The organism is Arthrobacter sp. ZGTC212 (genome assembly GCF_002929255.1).
In the GTDB taxonomy this organism is placed as follows: Bacteria; Actinomycetota; Actinomycetes; order Actinomycetales; family Micrococcaceae; genus Arthrobacter_B; species Arthrobacter_B sunyaminii.
Genome location: NZ_PJIJ01000003.1, coordinates 515,865 through 540,281 on the forward strand (window position 1 = coordinate 515,865; position 24,417 = coordinate 540,281).

At 66.0% G+C, this 24,417-nt stretch carries 22 protein-coding genes; 15 read left to right on the plus strand and 7 right to left on the minus strand.

Translation table 11 applies throughout. The features are described from left to right. Nucleotides 1-652: 652 nt before the first annotated feature. The 8 genes from CXQ89_RS18420 to CXQ89_RS14580 all read left to right on the plus strand — a co-directional run bounded on the left by CXQ89_RS18420 (nt 653) and on the right by CXQ89_RS14580 (nt 7,439). Entirely contained in the window at nt 653-796 is a 144-nt protein-coding gene (locus CXQ89_RS18420; RefSeq protein WP_181032375.1) for a hypothetical protein, read from the plus strand. A 250-nt stretch (nt 797-1,046) separates the two neighbouring features. Further along, entirely contained in the window at nt 1,047-1,361 is a 315-nt protein-coding gene (locus CXQ89_RS18425) for a hypothetical protein (protein ID WP_181032376.1), read from the plus strand. 527 nt (nt 1,362-1,888) lie between these two features. Continuing rightward, nucleotides 1,889-2,515, plus strand: coding sequence for a hypothetical protein (locus CXQ89_RS18220; RefSeq protein WP_219815618.1), 627 nt, complete (start codon nt 1,889-1,891; stop codon nt 2,513-2,515). A gap of 349 nt (nt 2,516-2,864) precedes the next feature. After that, complete coding sequence (locus tag CXQ89_RS14560; protein ID WP_104055280.1) at nt 2,865-3,713, plus strand: NAD(P)-dependent oxidoreductase; 849 nt, start codon at nt 2,865-2,867, stop codon at nt 3,711-3,713. A gap of 77 nt (nt 3,714-3,790) precedes the next feature. Then, nucleotides 3,791-4,675, plus strand: coding sequence for a biotin--[acetyl-CoA-carboxylase] ligase (locus CXQ89_RS14565; protein WP_104161928.1), 885 nt, complete (start codon nt 3,791-3,793; stop codon nt 4,673-4,675). Further along, nucleotides 4,672-5,247: a PH domain-containing protein gene (locus CXQ89_RS14570; RefSeq protein ID WP_104161764.1), complete on the plus strand. Its 576-nt coding sequence runs from the start codon at nt 4,672-4,674 to the stop codon at nt 5,245-5,247. The genes CXQ89_RS14565 and CXQ89_RS14570 overlap by 4 nt, the downstream gene beginning before the upstream one ends. Beyond that, on the plus strand, nt 5,240-6,421 hold the full coding sequence (locus tag CXQ89_RS14575; protein ID WP_258060114.1) for an adenylate/guanylate cyclase domain-containing protein: 1,182 nt from the start codon (nt 5,240-5,242) through the stop codon (nt 6,419-6,421). Before CXQ89_RS14570 ends, CXQ89_RS14575 begins: the two co-directional genes overlap by 8 nt. A 184-nt stretch (nt 6,422-6,605) precedes the next feature. Next, nucleotides 6,606-7,439, plus strand: coding sequence for a PP2C family serine/threonine-protein phosphatase (locus CXQ89_RS14580; RefSeq protein ID WP_104161765.1), 834 nt, complete (start codon nt 6,606-6,608; stop codon nt 7,437-7,439). A 12-nt stretch (nt 7,440-7,451) separates the two neighbouring features. Here the strand turns inward: CXQ89_RS14580 and eccCa are convergent, their stop codons facing one another. From eccCa to CXQ89_RS14600, 4 genes are read right to left on the minus strand one after another with little or no spacing between them, the layout of a single operon-like run. Beyond that, nucleotides 7,452-11,450, minus strand: a complete 3,999-nt coding sequence (gene eccCa, locus CXQ89_RS14585; RefSeq protein ID WP_104161766.1) for a type VII secretion protein EccCa — start codon at nt 11,448-11,450, stop codon at nt 7,452-7,454. Continuing rightward, a complete protein-coding gene (locus CXQ89_RS18650; RefSeq protein WP_219815619.1) occupies nt 11,447-12,607 on the minus strand; it encodes a hypothetical protein in 1,161 nt (386 codons plus the stop codon). The genes eccCa and CXQ89_RS18650 overlap by 4 nt, the downstream gene beginning before the upstream one ends. Continuing rightward, nucleotides 12,604-13,944: an EsaB/YukD family protein gene (locus CXQ89_RS14595; protein ID WP_104161767.1), complete on the minus strand. Its 1,341-nt coding sequence runs from the start codon at nt 13,942-13,944 to the stop codon at nt 12,604-12,606. Before CXQ89_RS14595 ends, CXQ89_RS18650 begins: the two co-directional genes overlap by 4 nt. Before the next feature lie 5 nt (nt 13,945-13,949). Continuing rightward, complete coding sequence (locus CXQ89_RS14600; protein WP_104055285.1) at nt 13,950-14,240, minus strand: hypothetical protein; 291 nt, start codon at nt 14,238-14,240, stop codon at nt 13,950-13,952. A gap of 176 nt (nt 14,241-14,416) precedes the next feature. Here CXQ89_RS14600 and CXQ89_RS14605 point away from each other — a divergent pair, with 176 nt between their 5' ends. Next, complete coding sequence (locus tag CXQ89_RS14605) at nt 14,417-14,734, plus strand: DUF6457 domain-containing protein (RefSeq protein ID WP_104055286.1); 318 nt, start codon at nt 14,417-14,419, stop codon at nt 14,732-14,734. 110 nt (nt 14,735-14,844) lie between these two features. Here CXQ89_RS14605 and CXQ89_RS14610 read toward each other — a convergent pair whose 3' ends face one another. Continuing rightward, a complete protein-coding gene (locus tag CXQ89_RS14610) occupies nt 14,845-17,187 on the minus strand; it encodes an FdhF/YdeP family oxidoreductase (protein WP_104161929.1) in 2,343 nt (780 codons plus the stop codon). A gap of 220 nt (nt 17,188-17,407) precedes the next feature. Between CXQ89_RS14610 and CXQ89_RS18430 the strand changes: the two genes are divergently transcribed. From CXQ89_RS18430 to CXQ89_RS14630, 5 genes are all read left to right on the plus strand, one after another. Beyond that, nucleotides 17,408-17,545: a hypothetical protein gene (locus CXQ89_RS18430; protein ID WP_181032377.1), complete on the plus strand. Its 138-nt coding sequence runs from the start codon at nt 17,408-17,410 to the stop codon at nt 17,543-17,545. Continuing rightward, nucleotides 17,545-17,880, plus strand: coding sequence for a hypothetical protein (locus tag CXQ89_RS14615; protein ID WP_104055287.1), 336 nt, complete (start codon nt 17,545-17,547; stop codon nt 17,878-17,880). The genes CXQ89_RS18430 and CXQ89_RS14615 overlap by 1 nt, the downstream gene beginning before the upstream one ends. Nucleotides 17,881-17,930: 50 nt before the next feature. Next, nucleotides 17,931-18,236: a pore-forming ESAT-6 family protein gene (locus tag CXQ89_RS14620; protein ID WP_104161768.1), complete on the plus strand. Its 306-nt coding sequence runs from the start codon at nt 17,931-17,933 to the stop codon at nt 18,234-18,236. A gap of 121 nt (nt 18,237-18,357) precedes the next feature. After that, a complete protein-coding gene (gene ligA / locus CXQ89_RS14625; RefSeq protein WP_104161769.1) occupies nt 18,358-20,565 on the plus strand; it encodes an NAD-dependent DNA ligase LigA in 2,208 nt (735 codons plus the stop codon). Beyond that, entirely contained in the window at nt 20,562-21,374 is an 813-nt protein-coding gene (locus tag CXQ89_RS14630) for an inositol monophosphatase family protein (protein ID WP_104161770.1), read from the plus strand. The genes ligA and CXQ89_RS14630 overlap by 4 nt, the downstream gene beginning before the upstream one ends. A 52-nt stretch (nt 21,375-21,426) precedes the next feature. On the opposite strand, the gene CXQ89_RS14635 is transcribed toward CXQ89_RS14630, so the two are convergent. Both CXQ89_RS14635 and CXQ89_RS14640 read right to left on the minus strand, forming a co-directional pair. Then, on the minus strand, nt 21,427-22,242 hold the full coding sequence (locus CXQ89_RS14635; RefSeq protein ID WP_104161771.1) for a bifunctional 2-polyprenyl-6-hydroxyphenol methylase/3-demethylubiquinol 3-O-methyltransferase UbiG: 816 nt from the start codon (nt 22,240-22,242) through the stop codon (nt 21,427-21,429). A gap of 32 nt (nt 22,243-22,274) precedes the next feature. Continuing rightward, nucleotides 22,275-22,607 (minus strand): helix-turn-helix transcriptional regulator, encoded by a 333-nt coding sequence (locus CXQ89_RS14640; protein ID WP_104055291.1) that lies wholly within the window; start codon nt 22,605-22,607, stop codon nt 22,275-22,277. 196 nt (nt 22,608-22,803) lie between these two features. On the opposite strand from CXQ89_RS14640, the gene CXQ89_RS14645 reads away from it, so the two are divergent. Next, complete coding sequence (locus tag CXQ89_RS14645; RefSeq protein WP_104161772.1) at nt 22,804-24,417, plus strand: ABC transporter substrate-binding protein; 1,614 nt, start codon at nt 22,804-22,806, stop codon at nt 24,415-24,417.

Consider the following 24,417-nt stretch of genomic DNA (forward strand, 5'->3'; position numbering starts at 1 on the left):
GGTGACTGGTCAGATACTCGGAAAAATTGCTGGACTACGTGGGTCGGTCCGAGGAAATACTCTGTTTTGGCGTTGTGGAGACGCGTAGTATCTATCCGGCCAATAGCGAAAAGCGCTACTCGTCAGGAGCACTCTGCCGTCGGAATCCGCGGGCAGGCCGGTCTCCCGGGAGTGGAACGAAAGCAGTCTCGGAGCAACCTGCTGCCGACGTTTTCTTCCGCCGGGGGCTGCCCGCAGCGATCTGCTCCGCCGGCATGGGGTACACAGTGCGCCCTACAGCTAGGAGCATCACCAATGAGAAGATCTCAGTTCACCCGCCAACGGTCCGCCGGCCCGTCGCGTGGACCGTCACGAGCCTCGTCCTTCGCCGGTCTGTCCCTTGCTCTCCTGCTGGTCGTCCTGGGCCTCGCCGGCCCGCACAGGCAGGGAGCCTTCCGGCCGTGGATTCGCCCCCGGGCGAAAAAATCACGCTGTGCCACGCCACATCATCGGAAAAAAATCCATATGTTCCCGTGACGGTGGATCCTGCCGCCGTGTTCAAGCAGGGGCACGACTCCCATCCCAAAGATGTCATCCCCGCCTTCGGCGACTACCCGGGAAGCGCCGTTTGGCAGTCGGATCCCGCTTACTACAACCAGGTCATTGCCCTCGGGTGCGGACAACCGTGTCCACCGACTCCCACCCCGACTCCGACTCCCACCCCGACGCCGACTCCCACCCCGACGCCGACTCCCACCCCGACTCCCACTCCGACCCCTACCCCGACAACCCCGACCCCGACCCCGACAACCGATGAGCCGACCCCTTCTCCGACCCCGACCCCGACAACCGATGAGCCGACCCCGACGTCGACAACGGGTGCGCCGACCCCGACGTCGACAACGGGTGCGCCGACCCCTTCTCCCACTTCCACAACCGGTGAGCCCACTCCCGGACCCACCGGAACAGAGACCTCGCCGGGGACACCGCCGGCCACCGGTGCGGCGCCTGCTCCGGCCAGCTGCGTCTGCCCCTCGGCGGCTGCGCTGACCGCCCCCGACGGAACCGTGCAGACGGTCCCCGACGGAACTGTGCAGACGGCCCCCGACGGAACTGTGCAGACGGTCCCCGACGGAACTGTGCAGACGGCCCCCGACGGAACTGTGCAGGGGCCAACAGGTGCTGATCCGAGCGCTGCCGCACCAGGAACAGCCGGTCCCGGTTCAACGTCAGGGGCATGCCCCACCCAAACTGCACTCGCGGACACCGGCATCAACCGCAGTGTGTCCTCCACGGGCATCCTGGTCCTGGGCATCGGTGCGCTTCTTGCCTGCGCCGGCGCTCTGACTCTGGCCCTGCGCCCGCGCGGCAGTCACGGGTAGCAACTGCATCAGCGGCGTGCAGCTGCTGAACAGTGGAAGAGGGTACTGCGCCCGACGATGTACTGACGAGTAACCGGCCCCCGGTGTAGGGATCCTGTAGGGATCCTACGAAGTCGCGCCGGTGCCGTTGGCCCGGTGTCCGCGGGCGAACGTCTCCCGTCCGTCCTCAGATGACGGTGCAGCCGTAACAGTAGGGGGGGCTGTGAAAGGATCTCTCCCGACCTGCAGGTGCTGCCGGTCCATTTGGGGAGGTGCTGGACGCCGTGATGGAAACGGACTTATGGGTGATGCTGCAAGCAGCTGCCTTGGTGACTGCCGGTTTTGGTATCTGGATCCTGGCTCGGGCTTGCTGGGACTATGCCGGGGTTCCGGCGGTCAGGGACGCTTATCTGGAGCTGGTCGATGCCCGGATGCAGGAGCTCGGGTGGGCGTCAGTGCCGGGTGGCGGAGGGGCTGCCCGGACTGTCCGTTCTGTCCGGTCGGTGAAATCTGTGCGCTCTATTCGTTCTGGGCAGTCTGCCCGTTCGGTGCTGCCCGATCGTTCTGCGCCCCCCGTTCGCCGCCGGGATGCCGAATTCCTCCGGCGAACCCGGCGCGGTCTCCTTTCGCGGCCGCTTGAATCCGAACGCGCGGCGTCGCAGAAGGCTCTGCTGCAGCTGGTCAGCCGGCCGGCTCTTTCGCCGATGCAGCGGATACCGGCGGCCGACCTGCTGCCGGAGGTGGCCGAAGAGGTGGCAGCCGCCACCACGCTCCAGGACTTGGTCCGCACCGAACGGTTGCAGGGGGCAGCCTTCCGACGGCTGCTCCGCCGGGAGGCGCCCCACCGCTTCCGTGCTGTCTTCCTCCCGGGTATGGCCCGGTATCTGGATTTCGTGGGTCGGGGAAGCTCTCTCGGACTGGCTCTGGGTGTCCTGCTGGGCGGTGGCTTGACCGGCAACGCGGACCTGGTGGGCGCATTGACTGCCGTGTGCGGTGTGGCCGGAGCGATCTTCTTCACGTTGACGGTCATCCGCTGCGAGTCCCGTTCCTGGCCCGCCGGAGAATCCGGCCTGTGGCTGCGCCTGGCCCGCAGGTATCCGCAGGCTTATTTCCTGCTGAGGCTGGTGCTGGCAACCGCTGTGGTGCTGTTTGTGCTGTACCTCGTGCAGGGGTGATTCCCAGCTACGGATGAGTGTCCATGGATGCCGTGTTCAGGGCATCCCGGCGCCGTCGGGATATATCGCCGGACCAGGGGAGGTTGGGATCCTTCGTGCAGATAACGGGCCTAAAACCCCCTTTTGGGCCGATATAAGCCCCGGATCTGCACGAAGGATTCCGGCATTCCCCGGGAGCTGCACGAAGGATCCTGGTGAAGCGGCGTCAGATGGATGCAGGCCGGCGCGCTGAACATCGCCTGGCGAAACGCGACCGCGGAACTCCCGTGCCGCGAGTACCGCGAACCGAGCCGAAACTGGATGTTACTGGCGAGTAACATAATGGGCCCGCGTGCATTAGCCTGTTGCCATGACTTCTCTCACACCTGAATCCACGACCCGTTCCCTCGCCGGGCGCACCATCCTGATGTCCGGCGGCAGCCGCGGCATCGGCCTGGCCATCGCCCTGCGCGCAGCGGCCGACGGCGCCAACATCGCCATCATGGCTAAAACTGCCGAGCCGCACCCCAAGCTGCAGGGCACTGTCTACACCGCCGCCGAGCAGCTGAACGCGGCCGGCGGCAAGGCCCTGCCGATCATTGGCGACGTGCGGAACGACGACGACGTCGCCCGTGCCGTGGCCGAAACGGTGGAGGCCTTCGGGGGCATCGACATTGTCGTCAACAATGCCTCCGCAATCGACCTGCGCGGCACCGATGACATGACCATGAAGAGCTATGACTTGATGGCCGACATCAACACCCGCGGCACGTTCATGCTCTCCAAGTTCTCCCTGGATGCCCTGCGCCGCTCGGAGAACCCCCACATCCTCACGCTCTCGCCCCCGCTGAACCTGGATCCCAAGTGGGCCGGATCTTATCTGGCCTACACGATGGCCAAGTACGGCATGTCGCTGACCACGCTCGGACTCGCGGAGGAACTCAAGGACGACGGCGTCGCGGTAAACTCGCTCTGGCCTGTCACCGCCATTGACACCGCCGCCATCCGCAACCTCGGCGGCGAGACCATGGCAGCGGCCTCGCGCAGCTCCGACATCATGGCCGACGCAGCCCACGCCGTGCTGACCCGGCCCAGCCGCGAAGCAACCGGCAACTTCTACACGGATGAGCAGGTGCTGCGCGAAGAGGGCATCACTGATTTCCGTCCGTATTCACTCGGCGCGCCCGAGGACAAGCTCATGCAGGACTTCTTCCTCTAGGTCAACGAAGGACACCGAACCCTGCGGCCGGATCCGGCCGCAGGGCAATGTCGGCAGGCCCGCGTAAGATCGAAGGCATGCAACTGCGTTACTCCAGCATGGAAAGACCCGGGCTCGACCAGGAGCGCCTCCGGGCTGCACTCGTGGCGCCGCAGGGACCCCTGGCGCAGCTGGAAGTGGTGGCGGAAACCGGTTCCACGAACACTGACTTGGCAGAGCGGGCGCGTCTTCGCCCCTCCGACGTCCCCGATCTTTCCGTCCTGACGGCGGAGATGCAGACGGCAGGCAGAGGCAGGCTGGGCCGCACATGGGAGGCTCCGCCGCGCTCGTCGCTGTTTGTCAGCGTCCTGCTCCGCCCGGTCAACGCCGACGGCCGTCCGCTGCCCACGCAGTCCTACGGGTGGCTTTCGCTGCTGGCAGCCCTGGCCCTGGCCGAGTCAGTGGCCCGGCGCACCGGCGTTGAGGCACGGCTGAAATGGCCCAATGATGTCATGGTGGACGGGCGGAAGCTTGCCGGCGTCCTGGCGCAGCTGGTGATGGACTCCTCCGGTGCCGCTCCCGCCGTCGTGGTGGGGGCCGGCATGAACGTCTCCCTCACCGACGAGGACCTGCCGGTGCCCAGCGCAACGTCGCTGCTCATGGAGTATGCCTCCACCACTGACCGCAACATCCTGCTGGAGGACTACATCCGGGAGCTGGCGGACAAATATGCCCAGTTCCGGGCGGTCGACGGCGATGCCTCCCGCCCGTGGGCGGACGGCACCTCGCTGCTGGAAAAGATCAGTGCCCGCATGGCAACCCTGGGCCAGGAGGTCCGTGCCGAACTTCCCGGCGGCAAGTCCCTGACGGGCCGGGCCGTGGCCCTGGACGCGTACGGATCACTGGTCCTGGTGGACGAAGCCGGTGAGCGGCATTCAGTCGTTGCCGGCGACGTGGTGCACCTGCGCGCCGTTCAGGCGTGAGCATCCGGCTGAATCTGGCGCCGGGGGAGCGGATCATCGTGGCCAGCAGGCCGCACGCCCGCCAGCTGGCCTGGCCCGTGGTCCTGGCCGTGGTGGTGTGTGCGGCGGCCGGTTTCGGCTACGGCTACCTTGACCGGGACGCCCTGCCCGGGCAGGTTGCCGACTGGCGCGGCTACCTGCAGCCCGCCGTCGTCGTCATTGCGGCGGTCCTGCTGGCCCGGTTTTGTGTGCCGCCCGTGCTGCGCTGGGCGTTTTCGCGGTACATCGTGACCAATCAGCGCCTGATTCACCGGCAGGGCGTGCTGCGGCGGCGGGAGCGCGAATTGTCGCTCGCCTCGGTCTTTCAGCTGGAGGCCTGGCAGACCGTTCCGGACCGCATACAGCGCTCCGGAACGCTGGTGGTGGATGTGGGCTACGGCCAGACGGTGCATTACGAACATGTCCCGGAAGTGCACAAGTTCAAGGCCATCGTGCTTGCTGCCATAGGCCAGCTGCCCATGACCGCCATGTTTGATGGTGTAGATATTGATGGAGATGGGGAATACGACTACGAAGGGAGGGGCGATGAGTGAGGAAGGCCGCGACATCGGTGCGGATCCCGAACCCATGACCCTGTCCATGCCCGCTGTCCGCCCCCGAGTCCAGCCCGAAGATGCGGCAAAGCCGGACGCGGAGCGCGGCTCCGGCGAGGCGGCAGGCACAACCAACTCTGCTGTCATTGACCGCGAGGACGTGCGGAAGCTCGAAGCCCAGCTGATCGGCGGGCCGCGAACCCTCAAACGGCGTGAGGCTGCCGCTGAAGCCGGTGTCTCTCTCCTGTCCGCCCGCAAGCTGTGGCGCGCGATGGGCTTTCCCAACCTCGACGACGACGCCGTGTTCTTCACTGAGCAGGACCGCGAGGCCTTGACCACGGTCATTGAACTCGTCCGCGACGAGCAGCTGACCGAAGAGGCAGCTATTTCGATCATGCGCTCCATCGGCCAGATGACGGACCGCATGGTGGTGTGGCAGATCGAGGCGCTCGTTGAGGAAATGGTGGTCCAGCGCGGGATTCCCGACGCCGAGGCCCGCAAGGCACTCGTGGCCGCACTGCCGGCCCTGATCGAACCGCTGGAAAAGACCCTGGTGTACGCCTGGAAGCGGCAGATGAACTCCGCCGTCCAGCGGCTGGCGCTGCGCGCCGAGGCCGGTCTGGCCAGCCATGACGGCTCCGCTTCGGACGATAACCCGCTGCCGCTGGCCCGCGCCGTCGGCTTCGCGGATCTGGTGTCCTACACCTCCCTGTCACGGCAGATGAACGAAAAGACCCTTGCCCAGATGGTCCAGCGCTTTGAGCACAAATGCGCTGAGATCATTTCGGTGGGCGGCGGCCGGCTGGTGAAAACCATCGGTGACGAAGTGCTCTTCAACGCCGAAACCCCCGAAGCCGGAGCCGAGATTTCGCTGGCGCTGGCCAAGGCCTTCACCGAGGATGAGCTGCTGCCCGCCGCGCGCGTCTCGCTGGTGTGGGGGAGGGTGCTGTCCCGGCTGGGCGACATTTACGGCCCCACCGTGAACCTGGCATCGCGTCTGACGTCCCTGGCCGAGCCCGGAACGGTGCTGACGGATGCCTCCACTGCAGCCGCTCTGCGGAACAATGACCGGTTTATCCTCATTCCGCACCAGCCCCGCAACGTGCGCGGATTCGGTGAAATCCATCCGGTGACCCTGGCCCGCGGGACCGGACCGGGCCTGATCCTGGACTAGCCTGAACCTTGACTGGCCTGAACGGGGCTGCACCGGAAAAGTGCGGCACTTGCAGGGACGGCACGGAATGTTGGCAGCCGGCATCGGGCCGCCACCCAGCAGATTCCGCTAGGGTGATGTGACAAGGCGTAATATGTGTCACTGCTGTGGTCCACACAGCGGGCAGCTTCCGGATAGGGCGTGAATGAACTCCGACGAAACGACATCCCCGGGTTTGGAACTCCGTGCAGTCTTTGGCTACGCCTCAGACCGCGGTTTACGCCGGGAACAGAACGAGGATTCGCTGATCGCCGCGGATCCCGTGTTCGCTGTTGCCGACGGCATGGGCGGACACGAAGCCGGGGAAGTGGCGAGCAGCATCTGCGTCCGCACCCTGGGCGAAGCGGCGTTTGTGGGTGAACACCTTCCGGAGGTGGGAGCCGACGAGCTGCGGGCACTTCTGCGCGAAGCCGACACCCGAATCCGCGAGGCCACCGGGGGCCGTGCCGGCACCACGGTGACCGGAGCGGTCCTGGTCTCCGGGGACGGCGTTCCGTGCTGGCTGGTCTTCAATGTGGGAGACTCCCGCACCTATCGGCTGACCGGCGGAGCGCTGGAACAGATCACCGTGGATCACAGTGAGGTCCAGGAACTGGTGGACATGGGCCAGATTACGCCCGATGAAGCGCTCATTCATCCGCGCCGCCATGTCGTGACACGCGCACTGGGAACAGGCAGCGACACGCAGGCAGACTACTGGCTGATCCCGGTGGAACCGGGCGACCGCCTGCTGGTCTGCTCCGACGGATTGACCGGGGAAGTCAGCGACGGGCAGCTGCAGCAGATTCTGTCCTCCGTGGCCAACCCGCAGGATGCCTGCGCCGCCATGGTTCAGGCGGCGCTGCGGTCCGGCGGACGGGACAACATTACGGTGCTGGTGGTGGATGTCGAGACGGCCAACGAACGCACCGGACAGGCCGCCGCAGGCGGGTCCAGCGCAGCGGAACCGCAGCCGGCCGCTGTAGCGACGGAATCGTAAACCCGGCCGTCCTTACCCGGGGACCCGGCTGGACTCCTCGTTCAGGAACAGCTGAAGCACCTGAACAGGCTTGCCCGGCTGGATCAGCTGCGCCCGGCCCGGCGGCAGGGTCCGGGCGCGCACCCCGTTAATCAGGGTTCCTTCCGCCCGGTCGCCGGAGAGGATCAGCGCGGCACTGCCGGAATCGCGCAGGGACGTGAAGAAGGGTTCATACATTCCCCGGCTCGCCCCGCGGACCCGGCGCGACAGGACGGCGTGCAGCCCGATTTCAGGGGCCAGCGGCAGGAACGGGGTCAACCGGCTCAGCGGCGAGGAACCGCCCGCGGTCAGCACATCGTAGTCATCAATGACCAGCACGATGCGCGGCAGGCCGGCCAGCTCCGCCGGGGCAGCCGAGGTCCGTTTCTCCAGCTCCCCGGCGACGGCCGCTGCGAGCTTTTCCGCCAGGGCCGCGCTGGTGGCATAACCGCCCAGCGATTCGCCGGGGACCTCTCCGGTGAGGCTGCGGCGGGGATCGAAGACCGCAAAGACGATGTCCTCGGGCTGATGCTGGGACGTCAGGCGGCGGATGACGGACCGCAGGACGTTGGTTTTGCCGGAAGCGTCATCACCCATGATGAGCAAATGCCGTTCCCTGCCGTGCAGGTCAAGGATCTCAGTGCCGAGGTCGGTCTCGCGGAGACCCAGCGGTACGGCGGCCGCTGCTTCGGGGGTGGGGGCTGTTTCAGCGGAAACAGCGGCGGGCAGAATCCGGACCTGCATGGCCCGCTCGCGGGTGACCGCCGCTACGGCAGCCACCAAATCCTGCAGGCTGCTCGCGGCGGAACCGTCATCTGTCCCGGCATCGATGCGCGGGAGGGCGAAATGTCCCTGCAGTTTGCGGTCCGTCAGCGACCGCCCGGGGCTTCCGGGGCTGACGGCTTCGGCCATCTTGCGTCCGTGGGCGGACTCCCCGGGATCGGCCAGCCGCAGTTCAATCCGGTTGCCGAAGAAGCTTTGCTGGGAGATCCGGATTTCATTCATCCGTGAGCACGTGGCGATGACGTGAATGCCGTAGCCTGCGCCGCGGCTGATCAGTGCGTGAACAGGTTTTTCGATGTCCTCGAATTCGTCGCTGAGCTGCCCGTAGCCGTCCAAAACCAGGACGATGTCGGCGCTGGGAAGCTCCGGGATCCCGCCGTCGGCGCACCGCCTGCGGAGAGTGGGCAGCGAATCCACCTGGTATTTCTCAAAGAGGTGTTCGCGGTGGGCGAGCATGGCCAGGAGCTCATCCACTGTCCGGCGGATGACCTCCCGGTTGGTGCGGACGGCCACCCCGCCCACATGGGGGAGCCCTTCCAACGGCAGCAGGGCGCTGCCGAGCAGGTCGATGCCGTAAATACCCACCTCCGCCGGACTGTGGGTCAGTGACAGTGCCGCAACGATGGTGCGCAGCGCCGTGCTTTTCCCGGTTTGGGGGCCGCCCACAATGGCAGCATTTCCGCCGTTGGCTGCCAGATCCAGCTCCCACACGCCCTGCCACTGTCTGGCCGGGTCATCCAGCAGGCCCACGGGGATCCGCAGGGATCCGCCGCAGGCAAGCCGCAGGCTTTTCTCGGAGGACAGTCCGCCGGCGGCCTGGTCCAGCGCAATGCCGCGGGGCAGCGGCGGCAGCCAGATGGGGTCCACCGCCCGCGGGAACATGGAAAGAGTGTCCATGAGCGTAGACAGGACGGTGGGTCCGGTGGTGCGTTTGGAGGCCGACGTCGATGCCGGGCGCGCGTCGTCGGCCGCGGGCTGCGCCTCGAGGGACGCGGCATAACGGGGGACCGGCAGGACCCGGGGCAGCTGGCCGGCGTCGTCCTGCGCGGTTTCCTGCGCGGCTTCCAAGGGGCCGGACACATAACCGGCCTTGAAACGGGTGTACGTGGTGGTGTCCACCTTCAGGTATCCGAAGCCGGGCACCGGGGGCAGATGGAAGGCGTCGGGGGTGTCCAGCACCGTGCGGGATTCGCCCTCCGAAAGGGTCCTTAGCCCAATCCGGTAGGACAGATAGGTGTCCAGGCCGCGGAGTTTGCCGGCCTCGATCCGCTGGCTTGAGAGCAGCAGGTGCACGCCGATGGAGCGGCCGATGCGGCCAATGGACAGGAAGAGCTCAATGAAGTCCGGCCGGGCGGTGAGGAGCTCGCCGAATTCGTCAATGATCACCACCAGGTGCGGCAGCGGGGCCGGCTCCCGTCCCTGTAACTTCAATTCCTGCCGGTACAGCTGATAGTCCGTGATGTTGGCAAGGTTGCCGGCCGCTTTGAGGACTTCCTGCCGGCGCTGGATTTCGCCCGCAAGGCTGGCGTACACGCGCTCGATCAGGCTGACGTCATCGGAGAGGTTGGTGATGACACCGGCCACCTGCGGGGCACCTGCGAACGGGGCAAACGTGGCACCGCCCTTGTAATCGACGAGCACCATGGCCAGGACTTCGGGCGAGTGCGTCGCCAGCAGGCCCACCACCATGCTCCGCAGCATCTCGGACTTGCCGGAACCGGTGGCACCCACACACAGGCCGTGGGGCCCGTGACCAAACTGCGCGGACTCCTTCAAATCCAGCAGGGCCGGCCTCCCGCGGTCATCGGGTCCCAGCGGAACCCGCAGGAAGTCCACCTCGCCGCGGGGCTTCCACAGCCGCCGGATGTCCGCTTCGTCCAGCTGGGGTGAAAGCCCCAGCATTTCCAGGAACCCCTGGGCGGTTTCACTGCTGTCATGCTCCAGGGAATCCGGCGAGAGCCGAAGCGGGGCGAGCTCACGGGCCAGGGCCTCCGCCAGGGGCAGCGGAAGATCGTCCAGGCGGCCACGTTCGATGGCGGGAAGCACCGCGTCCCCCCGGTAGTTTTCCACGATGAACGCCCCGTCCGGACCGTCGCGGTCTTCGCTGATCCGCACCGAGACTTCTCCCGGTTCCTGATTGCGCTCCGCGACCAGGAACACCGTGGTGATGCCCAGGGAACCGGCCGAGGCTTCCTGGTCCGGCACCTGCAGTTCCGACGGGAGCAGACCGTAGGAGTCGCTGAGCACCAGGAGCCGTGGCAACGCGGTGCCCACGCCGCCGCGCAGGAAGTTCTTACGGGACTCGGCTGCCAGGGTGGAGCGCCGGTGCAGGTCTTCGCTGATTACGTCGCTGAGGTCTTCCGCAGTGGGAGCCAGCCGGCGGACGGGTCCGGTGGCATGGCTGGAACTCTGGTCCGCGAGATGGGGGAGCCAGGTGGCCCACTCCCAGTCGTCCCGCCGGTCAGGCGGTGCGATGAGGGCAAGGTGCAGGTCCTCGGGTGAATGGAACGCCGCGCCTTCGGTGAGCAGGAGCCTGGCTACCCGGGCAACAAACCGGCGGGACCCCACCACTGAGACGTTTCCGGCGCAGTCCAGCGGAACGGTCAGCGGCAGTTCGGGACTGGATTCGTAGCGCTGTTTGAGGATCTCCACTTCGGTGGTCATGAAGGTGTCTGCCTGGGCCAGGGCCGAGCCGGAGCTTTGAATGGTGATGTCCCGGTTGTGCCGGGAGCCGGTGCCAATCCGGACCTGGAGGAAATCCTCGTTGTGCCGGCGGCGTTCCCAGAGCCGTTTGGTATCCCTGATGATGTCAAACAGTGCATCCGGCGGCGGGCTGGAGGTCCGGGCCACGGCAAGAGCGGCCTGCTCGTCCGAGCGCAGCGTGGTGCGGCAGCGTTCCAGGTATTCCAGATAGTTCTCCCGTTGCTCCCGGCGGTGTTTTCCCTGCCTGCCGCGCTGGCTGAGCATCATCAGGACAGAGGCAATGATCGTAACGATCATCATCAGTGCTCCCACGGCCGCCAGGGGCGAGCCGCGGAAGAGCATCATGACGGTCATCGAGACGCCGGCACCCAGCAGGGGAACCAGGGACATCATGTTCAGGCCGGTTTTGCCGCCTTCCACGGGAGGCGGGGCATCCAGGGAGAACGCCTCCATGGTCCGTGCCGGAGCGGTGGTCCGTGCGGGCCGGTGCAGGATTCTGGTACTCATGCCGGAGTCCTCCTCGCCTGTGCAGATCCCGCAGATCCGGCAGCTCCGGCAGATCCCGCAGATCCGGCAGATCCGGACCGTCGCGGGCCGGGTCCCGGGCCGGACACGGCAACGGACAGGACCCGCGACGTCAGGGACACCGCTTCAAGGCGGGTCCGGCGGGCCAGCAGGGCCGGACTTACGGCGGTTCCCGCTGCCAGATGCCGGTCATAGCTCACATGGGCAGCGTCGATGCCGGCACGGCGGAGGCCGGCGGCCTGCCGGGACGCGGACAAGGCGCCGTCCCTGGTGCACTGGACCACCAACACCAGGAGGGGGACGGAGCCGAGGAGCGGATCGAGGTGCCAACCCGCGGAGTATTCGACGGCGTCCGCCACTCCCGCGGCGCTGGCCGGAGTGACAAAGAGAGCCAGATGGGAGCTTTCCAGGGCCCAGCGGGCCGCCGGAGCTCTGAGCCCTGCGCCGCAGTCGAAGACCGTGATGGGGCAGTAGCGGGAAACCGTCCGGGACAGTAAAGATGCTGCGGCGTCGGTAGGAACCGGTCCGGTTCCTTCGGAAACGCCTCGGGACGAAATGCCGGGTGCACCGGAGGAAACGCCGTCGAACACCCCGCCGTCATCCTGGCCGCCGGAGAGATTCCGGGCAAGGGGACCGGCCGGTGTCCATGCCGGCGCCGTCGTCCCGGCCGCGGTGTTGCCGGCAACCGAAATCCCCACGCCCGCACCTGCCCGGGCATGGGGGCTCCGGCGTCCGGTAACCAGCAGATTGGCCGGCCCCGCAACCGCCAGCAGGCCCGCCAGCTGCGCCAGTGTGGCAGGGGGATCGGCGTCCAGCCGGGCAGCAACGGCTTCCAGCGACGGAGCGTCCGGCACGCCGAGGCGAAAACCCAGCGTTCCGCTTTCCGGTGCATTGTCGACGGCGGCCACGGCGTCGGCCCGCATGGCCGCGTAAATCCTGGCCAGCAGTGCCGCCGCGGTGGTTCTTCCCGCCCCGCCGCGGGATCCTACGACGGCGATGCGGCGGCCCGTGGTGACCGGCAGCTGGGAACCGGCTGCTGCTTCTGCGAGCCGGCGCGGGTAGTCATCACCGCGGAAAAGATCGGCCGAACCGGTGAGCACGCGGCGCAGCGCGGATTCGGCAGGGCGGGGAACGTTCATGAGAAGCTCCCGGCCAGCTGGCTAAACAGACCAAACATGCCGGCGGTCAGAGGAACGGAGGCCAGGATGGATAAGGTTTCCATCCGCTTGGCCAGCAGACGGAACCGCGCCTGGGCATGGTCGGGGAGCGTGGACGTTAGCGAGACTGCCGCGGTGGCCGCGATCAGGAGCACGGCCACCCCCACAGCCCAGGGCTGGCCGGGCAAGATCCGCAGCGCAGCCGGTACTGCGGCGCCGAGTCCGACGGCGACGGCGAGGTAGAGCGCAATTCGCTGCGGGGCCAGGGGAAAGGACCGGGTGCGCAGGAACAGGGTCAGGGTCAGGGCCAGCAACAGCGGCAGCGTCCAGTTCTGGTCCCGGGTGTCCGTGCCCAGCAGCCACAGTCCGGGAGCCAGGCACAGCGCTGTGATGACGGTGCCCAGGGTCAGCCCGCGGTGTGCGGCGGCCACCGCGTCCCGGGCATCGGTGCGGGCGATGGAACCGCCCTTCGCCCGCTGGTCATCCAGTGTGGCAAGACCGGACGACGCGAGTGCCAGCTTGGGCAGCAGCCCCAGGATGACGGTACCGGCCAGCGCAGCCAAGGCGGCGGCCCGGACGGCGTCCCCGGTGAGCGCACCGGCAGCGGACCACACTCCTGCGGCCAGGACCAGCGTTGCGGCAGCGCTGAAAAAGGCGCGCGGCTGGGCTGAGAAGGTTCCCAGACCTGCCAGCCCCAGGACCGAGAGCCCGGCCACGATCAGGGCAGCGGCGGGAAGCCGCGCCGGATCGCCGTCGTAAACATGGAGGGCGCCGCCCAGACCGGCAAGCCACCCCGCTCCGAGCAGGGTGGTGCCAAGGGTGCTGCGCGGCTGCAGCTGCCCCGCGCTTGTGCCGGCGGCCAGCCCGAGCAGTGACAGGGCCAGCAGCATCCACCAGGCGGATTCCGGAGCCAGTGCCGCCAGCAGGATTTCGGCGCCGGCCCAGATGCCTGCCGCCATGAAGGTCCCGGCGGTGAGAGCACTGAAACGGCTGTTCCACCGGCCGCCCACAGCACGGGTTTCATCCACCACCAGATCGGTGATGTCATAGACGACGGCGGCCGGCGGAGCTTCCGCGGCGTTGCACAGCAACAGCGATGAACCGTCAAGGACCCGGGCCTGGTTCAAGGACTGTCCGGCGCGGAGTTCCGTGCCGTCACCGGCGACGAGTACCTTGGCCGCCACCTGCGCGGCGGGCACGTCCTCCAGCAGGTTCAGGACCTGGGGGAGGAGAAGCCCCACCGGCTCGTCGGAGGGCAGGAGCAGGTCAACGTGTTTCCGTGAGCCGATCAGGGTGACACGGGTAAAGGCATGGGCCATCGCGTTCAGGCCCCGGACCGGGTGTACTCGGTAAACGGCTGGGACAGGGCATTGCCCTGGCGCTGGGTTTGATCCTCCTGCTTGGCACGGTTTTCGGCCAGCAGGTTGCTGACAAAGGAATACCCCACACAAACCGCGGCAATGACTGCGGCCGCCGCGACGCTAAGGAGGAAGAGCCGGACGCTGTCCATCCAGCGGCGCTCGTTCGGGTTCTCCCCAAAGAGCAGGGCCGTCAGCAGCCGCTGCCGGCGCACGGTGACGGACTCGATGAGCTGATTGTCGTAGTCGCTGGCCATGAAGGTCCCCTCGCCCTTTGGACACGTTGGCTACATCCTTGCACCGCGGACATGATTTCGGTGCGGTCAGGGCCAAGCTGGGGACAACCCTGTGGACGGCTGCCGGAGACTAACGTTGTGCAATCCTGTACCCGGTGCTAAGTCTTGTTGGACCATCCCGCACCGAAGGAGATCTCATGAGCACCAACCCCGGCCCTGAAGAGCGCAACCTCAGCGAATGGAGCCGCCGCCTGACGCAGGCGCTGCAAATCCTGGACCTGGAAGTGGATCACAAAATGCTGGTGGACCTGGCCGAGGAATCATCCGAGAATGTGGGCCCGCACGCCGGTCTCATCAGCACATTCCTCGTGGGGTACGCCGCCGGCCTGTCCAAGACCAGCGGTCGAAAGGCAGCGGAGGAAGCAGTCCAAACAGCTGCCGATACTGCCTTCCAGCTCGCGGCCACAGGTTTGGAAGGACCGGAGGGCGAGGGGTGGAAGGACTCCGCCCAGTAACAGGCGGGTAGAGGAAAAGGCGGGAGCTTCTCCGGTGGAGAAGCTCCCGCCTTTTTGCGGAGTGCGGAGGTTCTTAGCCCCTTGTGCGCCTCCGGGACCGGGACCGGTACCTAGGCCGGAGCCCGGGTCTTGAAGTCTTCGGCCTGTTCGTGTGCCGGGTCGAGGTTGGGCTCAACGCGCACGAGGACAGTCTTGGACACAGGCGTGTTGCTGCCTTCGGCCACATGGTCCATCGGGACCAGGACGTTGGCCTCGGGGTAGTAGGCGGCAACGCAGCCCTGCGGTGTGGGATACGAGACCACGCGGAACTTGCGCAGGACCCGCTCTACGCCGTCGTGGTGTATTCCGTGGATATCGACGTACTGCCCGTCAGCCAGGCCCAGCTCCGTGATGTCCTGAGCATTCATGAACAGCACATGCCGGCCCCCGCGGATACCCCGGTAGCGGTCATTGTGCCCGTAGATGGTGGTGTTCCACTGATCGTGGGAGCGCAGTGACTGCAGGATCAGGGTGCCCTCGGGGCGTTCAACGGCTTCCAGGTCATTGACCGTAAGGACCGCCTTGCCGGTGGGTGTGGGGAAGGTCCGTGAATCACGCGGTCCGTTGGGCAGGACAAAGCCGCCCTCGTGGCGGATCCTCTCGTTGTAGTTGTCGCAGCCGTCGACGACGCGGCCGATGTGGTCGCGGATCAGGTCATAGTTCTTCTCGTAGCCCTCCCAGTCGGCGTCGATCCGATCACCGACCACCAGCGCTCCGAGGCGGGAAACGATGGCGGGTTCGGACAATAGATTCTGCGACACCGGGGTCAGGTTTCCGCGCGAAGCGTGCACCACACAGACGGTGTCCTCCACCGATACGAACTGCGGACCGCTTTCCTGGATGTCCTGTTCCGTGCGTCCCTTGGTGGGCAGGATCAGCGCTTCCTCGCCGGTGATCAGGTGGGAGCGGTTCAGCTTGATGGAAATCTGCACCGTCATCTCGGTCTTCTGCATGGCAGCCTCGGCAAACTGCGTGTCGGAGATTGCCGAGATGAGGTTTCCGCCCAGGGCCACGAAGACCTTGATGTGTCCCTCCTGCATCTTGTAGAAGGTTTCCACGGCGTCGACGCCGTGGTCGCGCGGGGGATCGAAGTTGAACTCCTTGCCCAGAGCATCCAGGAAGGCCGGCGGCATCTGCTCCCAGATGCCCATGGTGCGGTCGCCCTGGACATTGCTGTGCCCGCGGATGGGTGCAGCTCCGGCTCCGGGCTTGCCGATGTTCCCGCGCAGCAGCAGGAGGTTGATGATTTCCTTGATCGTGGGCACGGCCTTCTTTTGCTGGGTGATGCCCATGGCCCAGGTGATGATGACCTTCTCCGCCCGCAGATACCGGTCGGCGAGTTCGTTGATTTCTTCGATCGGCAGGCCGGTTGCCTCTACTACGGTCTGGTCATCCAGGTGCACCAAGTGCTCTTTCAGGTCGGCCAGGCCTTCGCAGTGCTTTTCCAGGAAGTCATGGTCCAGGACAGTGCCCGGGTTCTTCTCCTCGGCTTCGAGGACCCGCTTGGAGATGGCCTGCAGCAGCGCCATGTCCCCGCCCAGACGGATCTGGAGGAACTGATCGGCCAGTTCCGTTCCCTTGCCGGCAATGCCGCGGACTTTCTGCGGGTTCTTATACCGGCGCATACCGGCCTCGGGGAGGGGGTTCACGGCAACGATGCTGCCGCCGTTGCGCTTGCATTCCTCCAGGGCGGTCAGCATGCGCGGATGGTTGGTTCCCGGGTTCTGGCCCATCAGGATGATCAGGTCCGCCTTGCCGAAATCATCGTAGGTGACCGTGGCCTTGCCGATGCCGATGGTCTGACCCATGGCCCAGCCGGAGGACTCGTGGCACATGTTGGAGCAGTCGGGCAGGTTGTTGGTGCCAAAGCCGCGCACCAGCAGCTGATACAGGAAGGCGGCCTCGTTGGAGGTGCGGCCGCTGGTGTAGAAAGCGGCCTCGTGCGGTGAATCCAGCCCGTTGAGCTTGTCTGCCACGATGCGGAAGGCCTCATCCCAGCTGATCACGCGGTAGTGGTCTTCACCGGCCGGTTTGTAGACCGGTTCCGTCAGCCGGCCCTGCATGCCCAGCCAGTATTCCGTACGGCCGCGAAGCTCGGTAATGCTGTGCTCAGCCCAGAATTCGGAGGGAATGATGACGGGGGAGGCCTCCCATGTGACGGCCTTGACGCCCTCTTCGCAGTATTCGAACTTGCTGCGGTGCGACGGGTCCGGCCAGGCGCAGCTGGGGCAGTCGAAGCCGTCCTTCTGGTTCATCTTGAACGTGGCTTCCAACGCCCGCTTGGCGCCCATGTGCTGCACGGCAGGTTTCAGCGAGTGATAGACGGCAGGAATTCCTGCTGCCCATTCTTTCGGAGACGTAACTTGTATGTCCTTCTCATCCACGTTTTCAACGCGGGGTTCCTTCCGGGCCATTCCGTACATCCCTTCGCCGTCCTGCCCTATGCAGTTTCGAACCCGGTCCTTCCCGGCCGAAACGCCTCATCCGTACAAATAGGCCTAGCAGGTGCGGTATCGCATAGCAAGGTTTCCGCCGACGCGCCGCCGAGATCTTCTTTTCCGGACCGGCTCCAAAAGGCGGACATCCCGGGCTCCTGCCGACACTACGCGGTTATCCACAGGTGCGGATCAGTGCATGGCTTTTTGGGATGCCTCAACGTTGGATGGTGCCACAGGCAGGCGGACGGGCAGCCCCGAAAAGGGTGCGGCGGATCCGGTGCCGGAGGAAACCGGAACGGACGAGGGCGCGGTACGCGCCGAAAGCAGGCAGTGATGAAATTCGATATGGGTTCACAAACGCTGGGAACGCTGACACAGCAAACGGGGTCTTCACACGAGGATCTGGGACAGCTGGTGCGCTCACTGGTGCAGGCAGTGGCTCCGCTGGAGGGCAAATTCAACGGTTCGGGCCGGGTGAAGTTCGACGAATTCAAGGCACGCACGGATGAAGTGGCCAATGAATTGAACGGGTCCCTCGCCGCCATCCTGCTGGGACAGTCGGAAATGGACCGGTCCTTCCAGATGGGAGACCAGGAATCTGCGGATAATGCCCAGCAGCAGCAGGGAGCGGCAAGCTTTGATGCTGCCCGCTTCGGTTCCTCCCGCTGACGTCACCCTAATTCCCAGCAGGTAACTGATAGTTTTCGAAAGGATTTGCCATGTCCCAGGATCGTTTGAGTTATGACACCGATACCTCCGCCGCCGTGCAGGGGGATATCCAGTCCATTGTTGCCCGGCTCGAATCGCTGATCGGCGAGCGGGAAAAAGCGGTCAACTCGGCCATGTCCGACTTCTCCGCCGACGGTGTTTCGGAGGAGTACCAGGCCGTGGAGAACCGCTTCCGCAATGCGGCCAATGAAACCCGCACCATTATCAGGCTGGTGAAGCAGACCCTGAACCTGAACGATCAGACAGCATCCAGCGCCGGTGCACGGGCCAAGGGAGCCGTGCAAAACATCGGCTGACGGGCGGCCGCGGGACGGGGGACGCGCGGCGGGGCAGCGGCCGGGAAGGCAGGACTGCCCCGGCGGCGTGGAATGGGGCAAGATTGATTAGGTGAGCACAGCCAAGACATCCCCGGAAACCATGGACACCGCAGCCGCCGTCGAATCGGTCAGCACTGACACCCCGCCCAGCGACAACCTGCGTGAGGAATACCAGGATCTTGCGGACCAGGTGCGCAAATACCGTTTCGCGTACTACAACGAAGACGCTCCGCTCGTCTCCGATGCGGAGTTCGACGAACTGTACCGGCGGCTCGAGGAACTTGAAGCGCTGCATCCGGAACTGGTCACCAATGATTCGCCCACCCAGGAAGTCGGCGGGGAGATCTCAGCGGCGTTCACTCCGGTGGAGCATCTTCAGCGCATGTACAGCCTGGAGGATGTTTTCTCGCTGGATGAACTGGACGCCTGGGTCCGCAAGGCCGAAGCGTCCGTGGCGAACATTGCCCCTGACGCCAAGATCAAGTGGCTGACGGAGCTCAAGATTGACGGCCTGGCCGTGAACCTTCTCTACCTCAACGGGGAGCTTGTCCGGGCGGCCACCCGCGGCGACGGCACCACCGGTGAGGACATTACGCACAACGTGCTCACGATCAAATCCATCCCACGGGTGCTCACGGGAGAGGACATCCCCGCGGAAATGGAAATCCGCGGGGAGGTCTTCATCCCCTCCAAGGAGTTTGCCCGCCTGAACGAGTCCATGGTTGAAGCCGGAAAGGCGCCGTTCGCGAACCCGCGCAACGCCGCCGCCGGATCGCTGAGGCAGAAGGACCCCGAAGTCACTGCCCGGCGCCCGCTGAGCATGTATGTGCACGGCATCGGCGCCCGTGAGGGATTGGCGGCAGCCAGCCAGTCCGAAACCTACGAACTGCTGAAGCAGTGGGGGCTGCCGACGTCGCCGTATTACAAGGTCCTGGACAGCTACGACGAGGTGCTCAACTACATCGCCGTGAACGGGGAGCACCGCCACGACCTCTCGCACGAGATCGACGGCATTGTGGTCAAGGTGGACGATTTTGCCCTGCAGCGCGCCCTCGGCCACACCTCGCGGGTTCCGCGCTGGTCCGTTGCCTACAAGTACCCGCCGGAGGAAGTGAACACCAAGCTCCTGGACATCCGGGTGAACGTGGGCCGCACCGGCCGCGTCACGCCCTACGGGATGATGACGCCGGTCTCCGTTTCCGGCTCGACCGTGGAAATGGCGACGCTGCACAACCAGGACGTGGTCAAGGCGAAGGGCGTGAAGATCGGCGACACCGTGGTGCTGCGCAAGGCCGGTGACGTGATTCCGGAAATCGTGGGTCCCGTCGTCGCCCTTCGTGACGGCAGCGAACGGGACTTCGTGATGCCCACGCACTGCCCTTCCTGCGGCACGGAACTGAAACCGGCGAAGGAAGGGGACGTGGATATCCGCTGCCCCAACGCCAAGTCCTGCCCTTCTCAGCTGCGCGAGCGTGTGTTCCATCTGGCCGGCCGCGGTGCTTTCGATATTGAAGCACTCGGCTGGGAGGCGGCCATTGCCCTGACGCAGCCCACCGAGCCCCAGATCCCGCCGCTGACCAGTGAGGCCGGCCTGTTTGACCTCAAGGTCGAGGATCTGGCCGATGTGCGGATTGAACGCCCCAAGCGGGTGAAGGGCGTGGTGGACGGCACCGAACTGGTTCCGTACTTCTATTCCAAGGGAACGGCCAAGAAGCCCTCCGAACCCACCGCCACCACCCGCAAGCTCTTTACCGAGCTGGAGAAGGCCAAGACCCAGCCGCTGTGGCGGGTGCTGGTGGCTCTGTCGATTCGGCATGTGGGCCCGACGGCGGCCCGCGCGCTGGCCACCGCGTTTGGCTCCATGGACGCCATCCGCGCCGCCTCGGAAGAGCAGCTGGCCCATGTCGACGGCGTGGGCCCCACCATCGCGGCGGCCCTGACCGAGTGGTTCGCCGAGGACTGGCACCGCGAGATCGTGGACCGCTGGGCCGCCGCCGGCGTGCGGATGGCCGACGAACGTGACGAAACGATGCCCCGCACCCTTGAAGGCATGACCATCGTGGTCACCGGAACCCTGCCGAACTTCAGCCGTGACGAGGCAAAGGAAGCCATCATCACCCGCGGAGGAAAGGCCTCCGGGTCGGTCTCCAAGAAAACCGACTATCTGGTGGCGGGAGAGAACGCGGGCACCAAGCTGGACAAGGCGGAGTCCCTCGGTGTGCCGGTGCTGGATGAAGACGGCTTCCGCGCGCTGCTGGACGGCACCCTGTCGGAGGAGGACACACGGCAGGAAGAGGGCACGGCATGACGCCGCCGCTTCCGGACCGTGCTGCCGTTCCCGGAGATGATCCGCTGGAGCTTTTGGATGTGGCAAGGGAGGCTGCGGCGGCCGGTGCAGCAGTGCTTGCCCGCCGCACCGCAGACGGCCTGAACGCCGTGAACAAGAGTGCCGCCGGTGACTGGGTCACGGAGTTCGACACGGCCGCCGAGCGTGCCGTCCGCGAGGTCCTGGCCCGCCGCCGTCCGCAGGATGCGGTCACAGGTGAAGAGCTGGACGCCAGCGTGCCGGACAACGCCTCGGGCATCCGCTGGTCCATCGATCCGCTTGACGGCACCACCAACTTCATCCGCAACATCGTCTACTACGCCACCTCTGTGGCGGCAGTGAACGACGACGGCGTCTGGCTGGCCGGCGTCGTCCACGCTCCGGCGCTGGTGCGGGTCTATTCGGCCGCCCGCGGGCACGGCGCCTGGCTGGCCGAGCACGGCAGCGTCCGGCGACTGACGGGCCCGGATCCGGAGCGGGTGGGCAAGCTGCTGGGCACAGGATTCTCCTATGACGGGGGAGTGCGCGACGAGCAGTACGCGGCGCTCGCGGAATTGGCGGCAGGGTATGCCGATGTCCGCCGGCTCGGATCCGCTGCCCTGGACCTGTGCATGGTGGCGGACGGAACCCTGGACGCCTACCTGGAGCGCGGGCTTAACGAATATGACTATGCCGCCGGTGCGCTGATTGCCGAAGAAGCCGGAGCTCCGGTGCGCAGGCCGGGGACTCCGGGCAGCGATGCCGAGCGGCTTCAGGCAGTGACCGCCGCCGGCGCCGCAGTCGTGTCCTGACACCGGGGCTCAGCGGTACCCGTTGGAACCGGCCTCCGGCCGGGCAGCTGCCTCAGGAAGGCGTGCGCGCCGCCACGATGATTTCCCGGCTGGACGCGGGCTCCAGCGCCCCGCCGTTCCAATCGCCGTACCAGTCCACCGCGCTGAATCCGGCTTTCTCCAACAGCCGGGCCAGCACACCCGCGGGAGTGAATTTGAGGGTGCTGCGGCTGGCAAAGTGCGCGCCGTCGGCCAAGAAACGGGTGCGGTCCTCGAAGGTGACCACAACGCCGTCGGGCTCCTCCACCGCGGCAATCAGCTCCCATTCAACTTCCAGCGTCCCGGCCGAGGATTCCTGCAGCTCCGGCCCCGCACTGCTGCTGTCCCACTCCAGCCAGGCCCTGGCTGCCGGGTTCCGGGACTCAAAGAAGAAGGTTCCGCCGGGCGTCAACCGGGAGCGCACCGCCTCCAGCGTTGACAGGATCTCACCTTCGGTGAGCAGGCATTGAAACGCATGGCCGGTCATGACCGCGGCGTCGAAGGGGCCAGCGGGCAGATCGACCGCTGTCCCCTCCAGCCAGGTGACCAGCTCGGCGCCGTCGCGCGAACGGGCCGCAGCCAGCATTCCCGGAGCCGGATCAATACCTGTGACGGTATGACCGGCGCGCGCCAGCTCCACGGCAAAGCTGCCTGTGCCGCAGCCGACGTCGGCAATCCTCAGCGGACCTAACTGCTCGCTGAGCGTGCCCAGCATTCCTGCGTAAAAATCGACGTCCCATCGGCCGGCGTTGTCCTCGTCGTAGAGGGCCACCAGACGCGGCTCGTCGTAGTGCGCGTCAACCACTGCAAATCCCCGGTTCTTCGGTGTGCAAAGAAATGCTGTCTGCACCGCAGTTTCCTGCAGTATCACTTGGCGTGCGATCAGTGCGCATGCGGGGCGCCGATGGTGTGGAGGAGGGTATGCAGCGATTCGTCCACCAGCCGGTAGCGGTGCTCACGGCCTACTTTGTCCACTACCGCCCACCCCCGGTCCCGCAGCGGGCGCAGTGATTGGCTGACCACGGTCTGTGACACCCCGGCGGCGGCGGCCAGCCGGGTCACCGAGATATCCGGACTGAAGTGCAGGCACAGCAGCAGCTTAAGCCGGGTCGGATCGGAAATCAGGTCAAAACGGGCGGCCCATCCCGGCACATCCACGGTGCCGGGCACGTCAGCTACAGCGTCGATGACGGCACCGGGCGGAAGGGGTCTCATACCTCGAAATCCTCGCACACCTCGCATACCTCTGAATCCTTGCAGAGCGCCGCCACGCCGCACAACGGGGTCAGCGCCCCGGGGAAGGTAACGCAAAGACAAGTTTCAGAGTGTTTTTGGGCGGAGAGGATGGTGGCGGGGTAGGTATTGATTCATCGTTATGTGCACAGGCATGCATACGTCGTCAGGAGCCCACATGTCAGAAATCCGGTGTCGGGACCTGCCCCGGGTAGCAGCAGCAGCCCTGCTGCTGCTAGTAGTGGCCGGCTGCGTAGCGGCCCCGGAGGAGTCCCCGGACAGTGCAGCCCTGGTGCTTGCCGATGCAAATGAACTTGGCCGGTTCAATCCCGTGGGAGGCCATGGAGACAGCGGACAGTCGCAAATCTATGACGGGCTCCTGCGGCTCGCGCCCACGGACGGCTCCTCATCCCTGCCGGACCTCGTCCCCTGGCTGGCAACAGAGATGCCGCAGAGCAACGCCGAAGGCACCCGATGGACTGTCCGTCTCCGCGACGGCGTGGAGTTCACCGACGGCACCGCGCTGGACGCCGAGGATGTTGCTGCCACGTATAAGGCCGTCATCGACCCGGCCTCGGCCTCCGAACTGGCCCCTTCCTACGACATGCTTCAGGACGTCGCCGCCGGACCGGACGGAACCGTCACCTTCACCCTGAAATATCCTTACTCGGGATTCGCCAGCCGATTGCTGCTGGGCATTGCGCCGTCGGAGCGGTTGACGCCGGGGCTCGCCGCCGAATCATCCCTGAACACCGACCCGGTGGGGACGGGCCCCTATACGCTCACGTCGCTGCGCCCCGATGAGCTGGTCCTGAGCGCCAATGAGGACTACTGGAACGGTGCCCCCGAAGTGAAAACGGTGACGATCATCCGCGTGCCCGATGACAACTCGCGGGCCCAGCGGCTTCAGTCGGGAGAGATTGACGGAACCGTCCTGCCGCCGCGGCTGGCCGCAGCTTACGAGGATAAGACCGGGTATTCCCATGAAGCCGTGGGCACAGCTGATTGGCGGGGACTGTCCCTGCCCTCCGGCAACGCCTTCGCCAGCGACCCCCAAGCGGTTCTGGCCATGAACCTGGCGGTTGACCGCGCGGGCATGGTGGACCACGTACTGGACGGCCGCGGCGTTCCCGCCCACACCCCGGTGGCAGCCGTCTACGGGAACGCCTTCGATCCGGAGGCCGTCTTTCCGTTTGACCCCGAAGGTGCCAAAGCGCTCCTTGACGATGCCGGCTGGGTCGCGGGTGAGGACGGAGTGCGGACCAGAGACGGTGTACGGGCGGCCTTTGAACTGGCGTACAACGCCAGTGACACCCTCCGGCGGGACCTGTCGCTGGCGTTTGCCTCGGACATGTCCAAGCTCGGCGTGGACGTCACGCTTCTCGGCACGGACTGGAACGTCATCGAGGAACGGCGCAACGACGTCGGAATCCTCCTGGGCGGCGGCGACAAACCCTATGACCTGGACTCGCAGCTGTTCGAGACCCTGCATACGGCAGTCCCGGGAACAGGTTCACCCTTTGCCAATCCGGGCAACACCGGCAGCGCTGAAATGGACGCCCACTTGGAGGCAGCCCGGACAAGTGCGGATCCCGCAGAACGGACAGCCCACTACCGGGCCGTCCAGGACCTGTACATCCAGCAACCCGGCTACGTCATGCTGGCCTTCGTCAACCACAACTACATACAGCGGGATATGGGCTGGGAAAACGTCCAGACCGTCCTGGAACCGCATGCCCACGACGTCGGGTGGGGCTTCTGGTGGAGCCTGCGCGACTGGACGCGGGAGTAG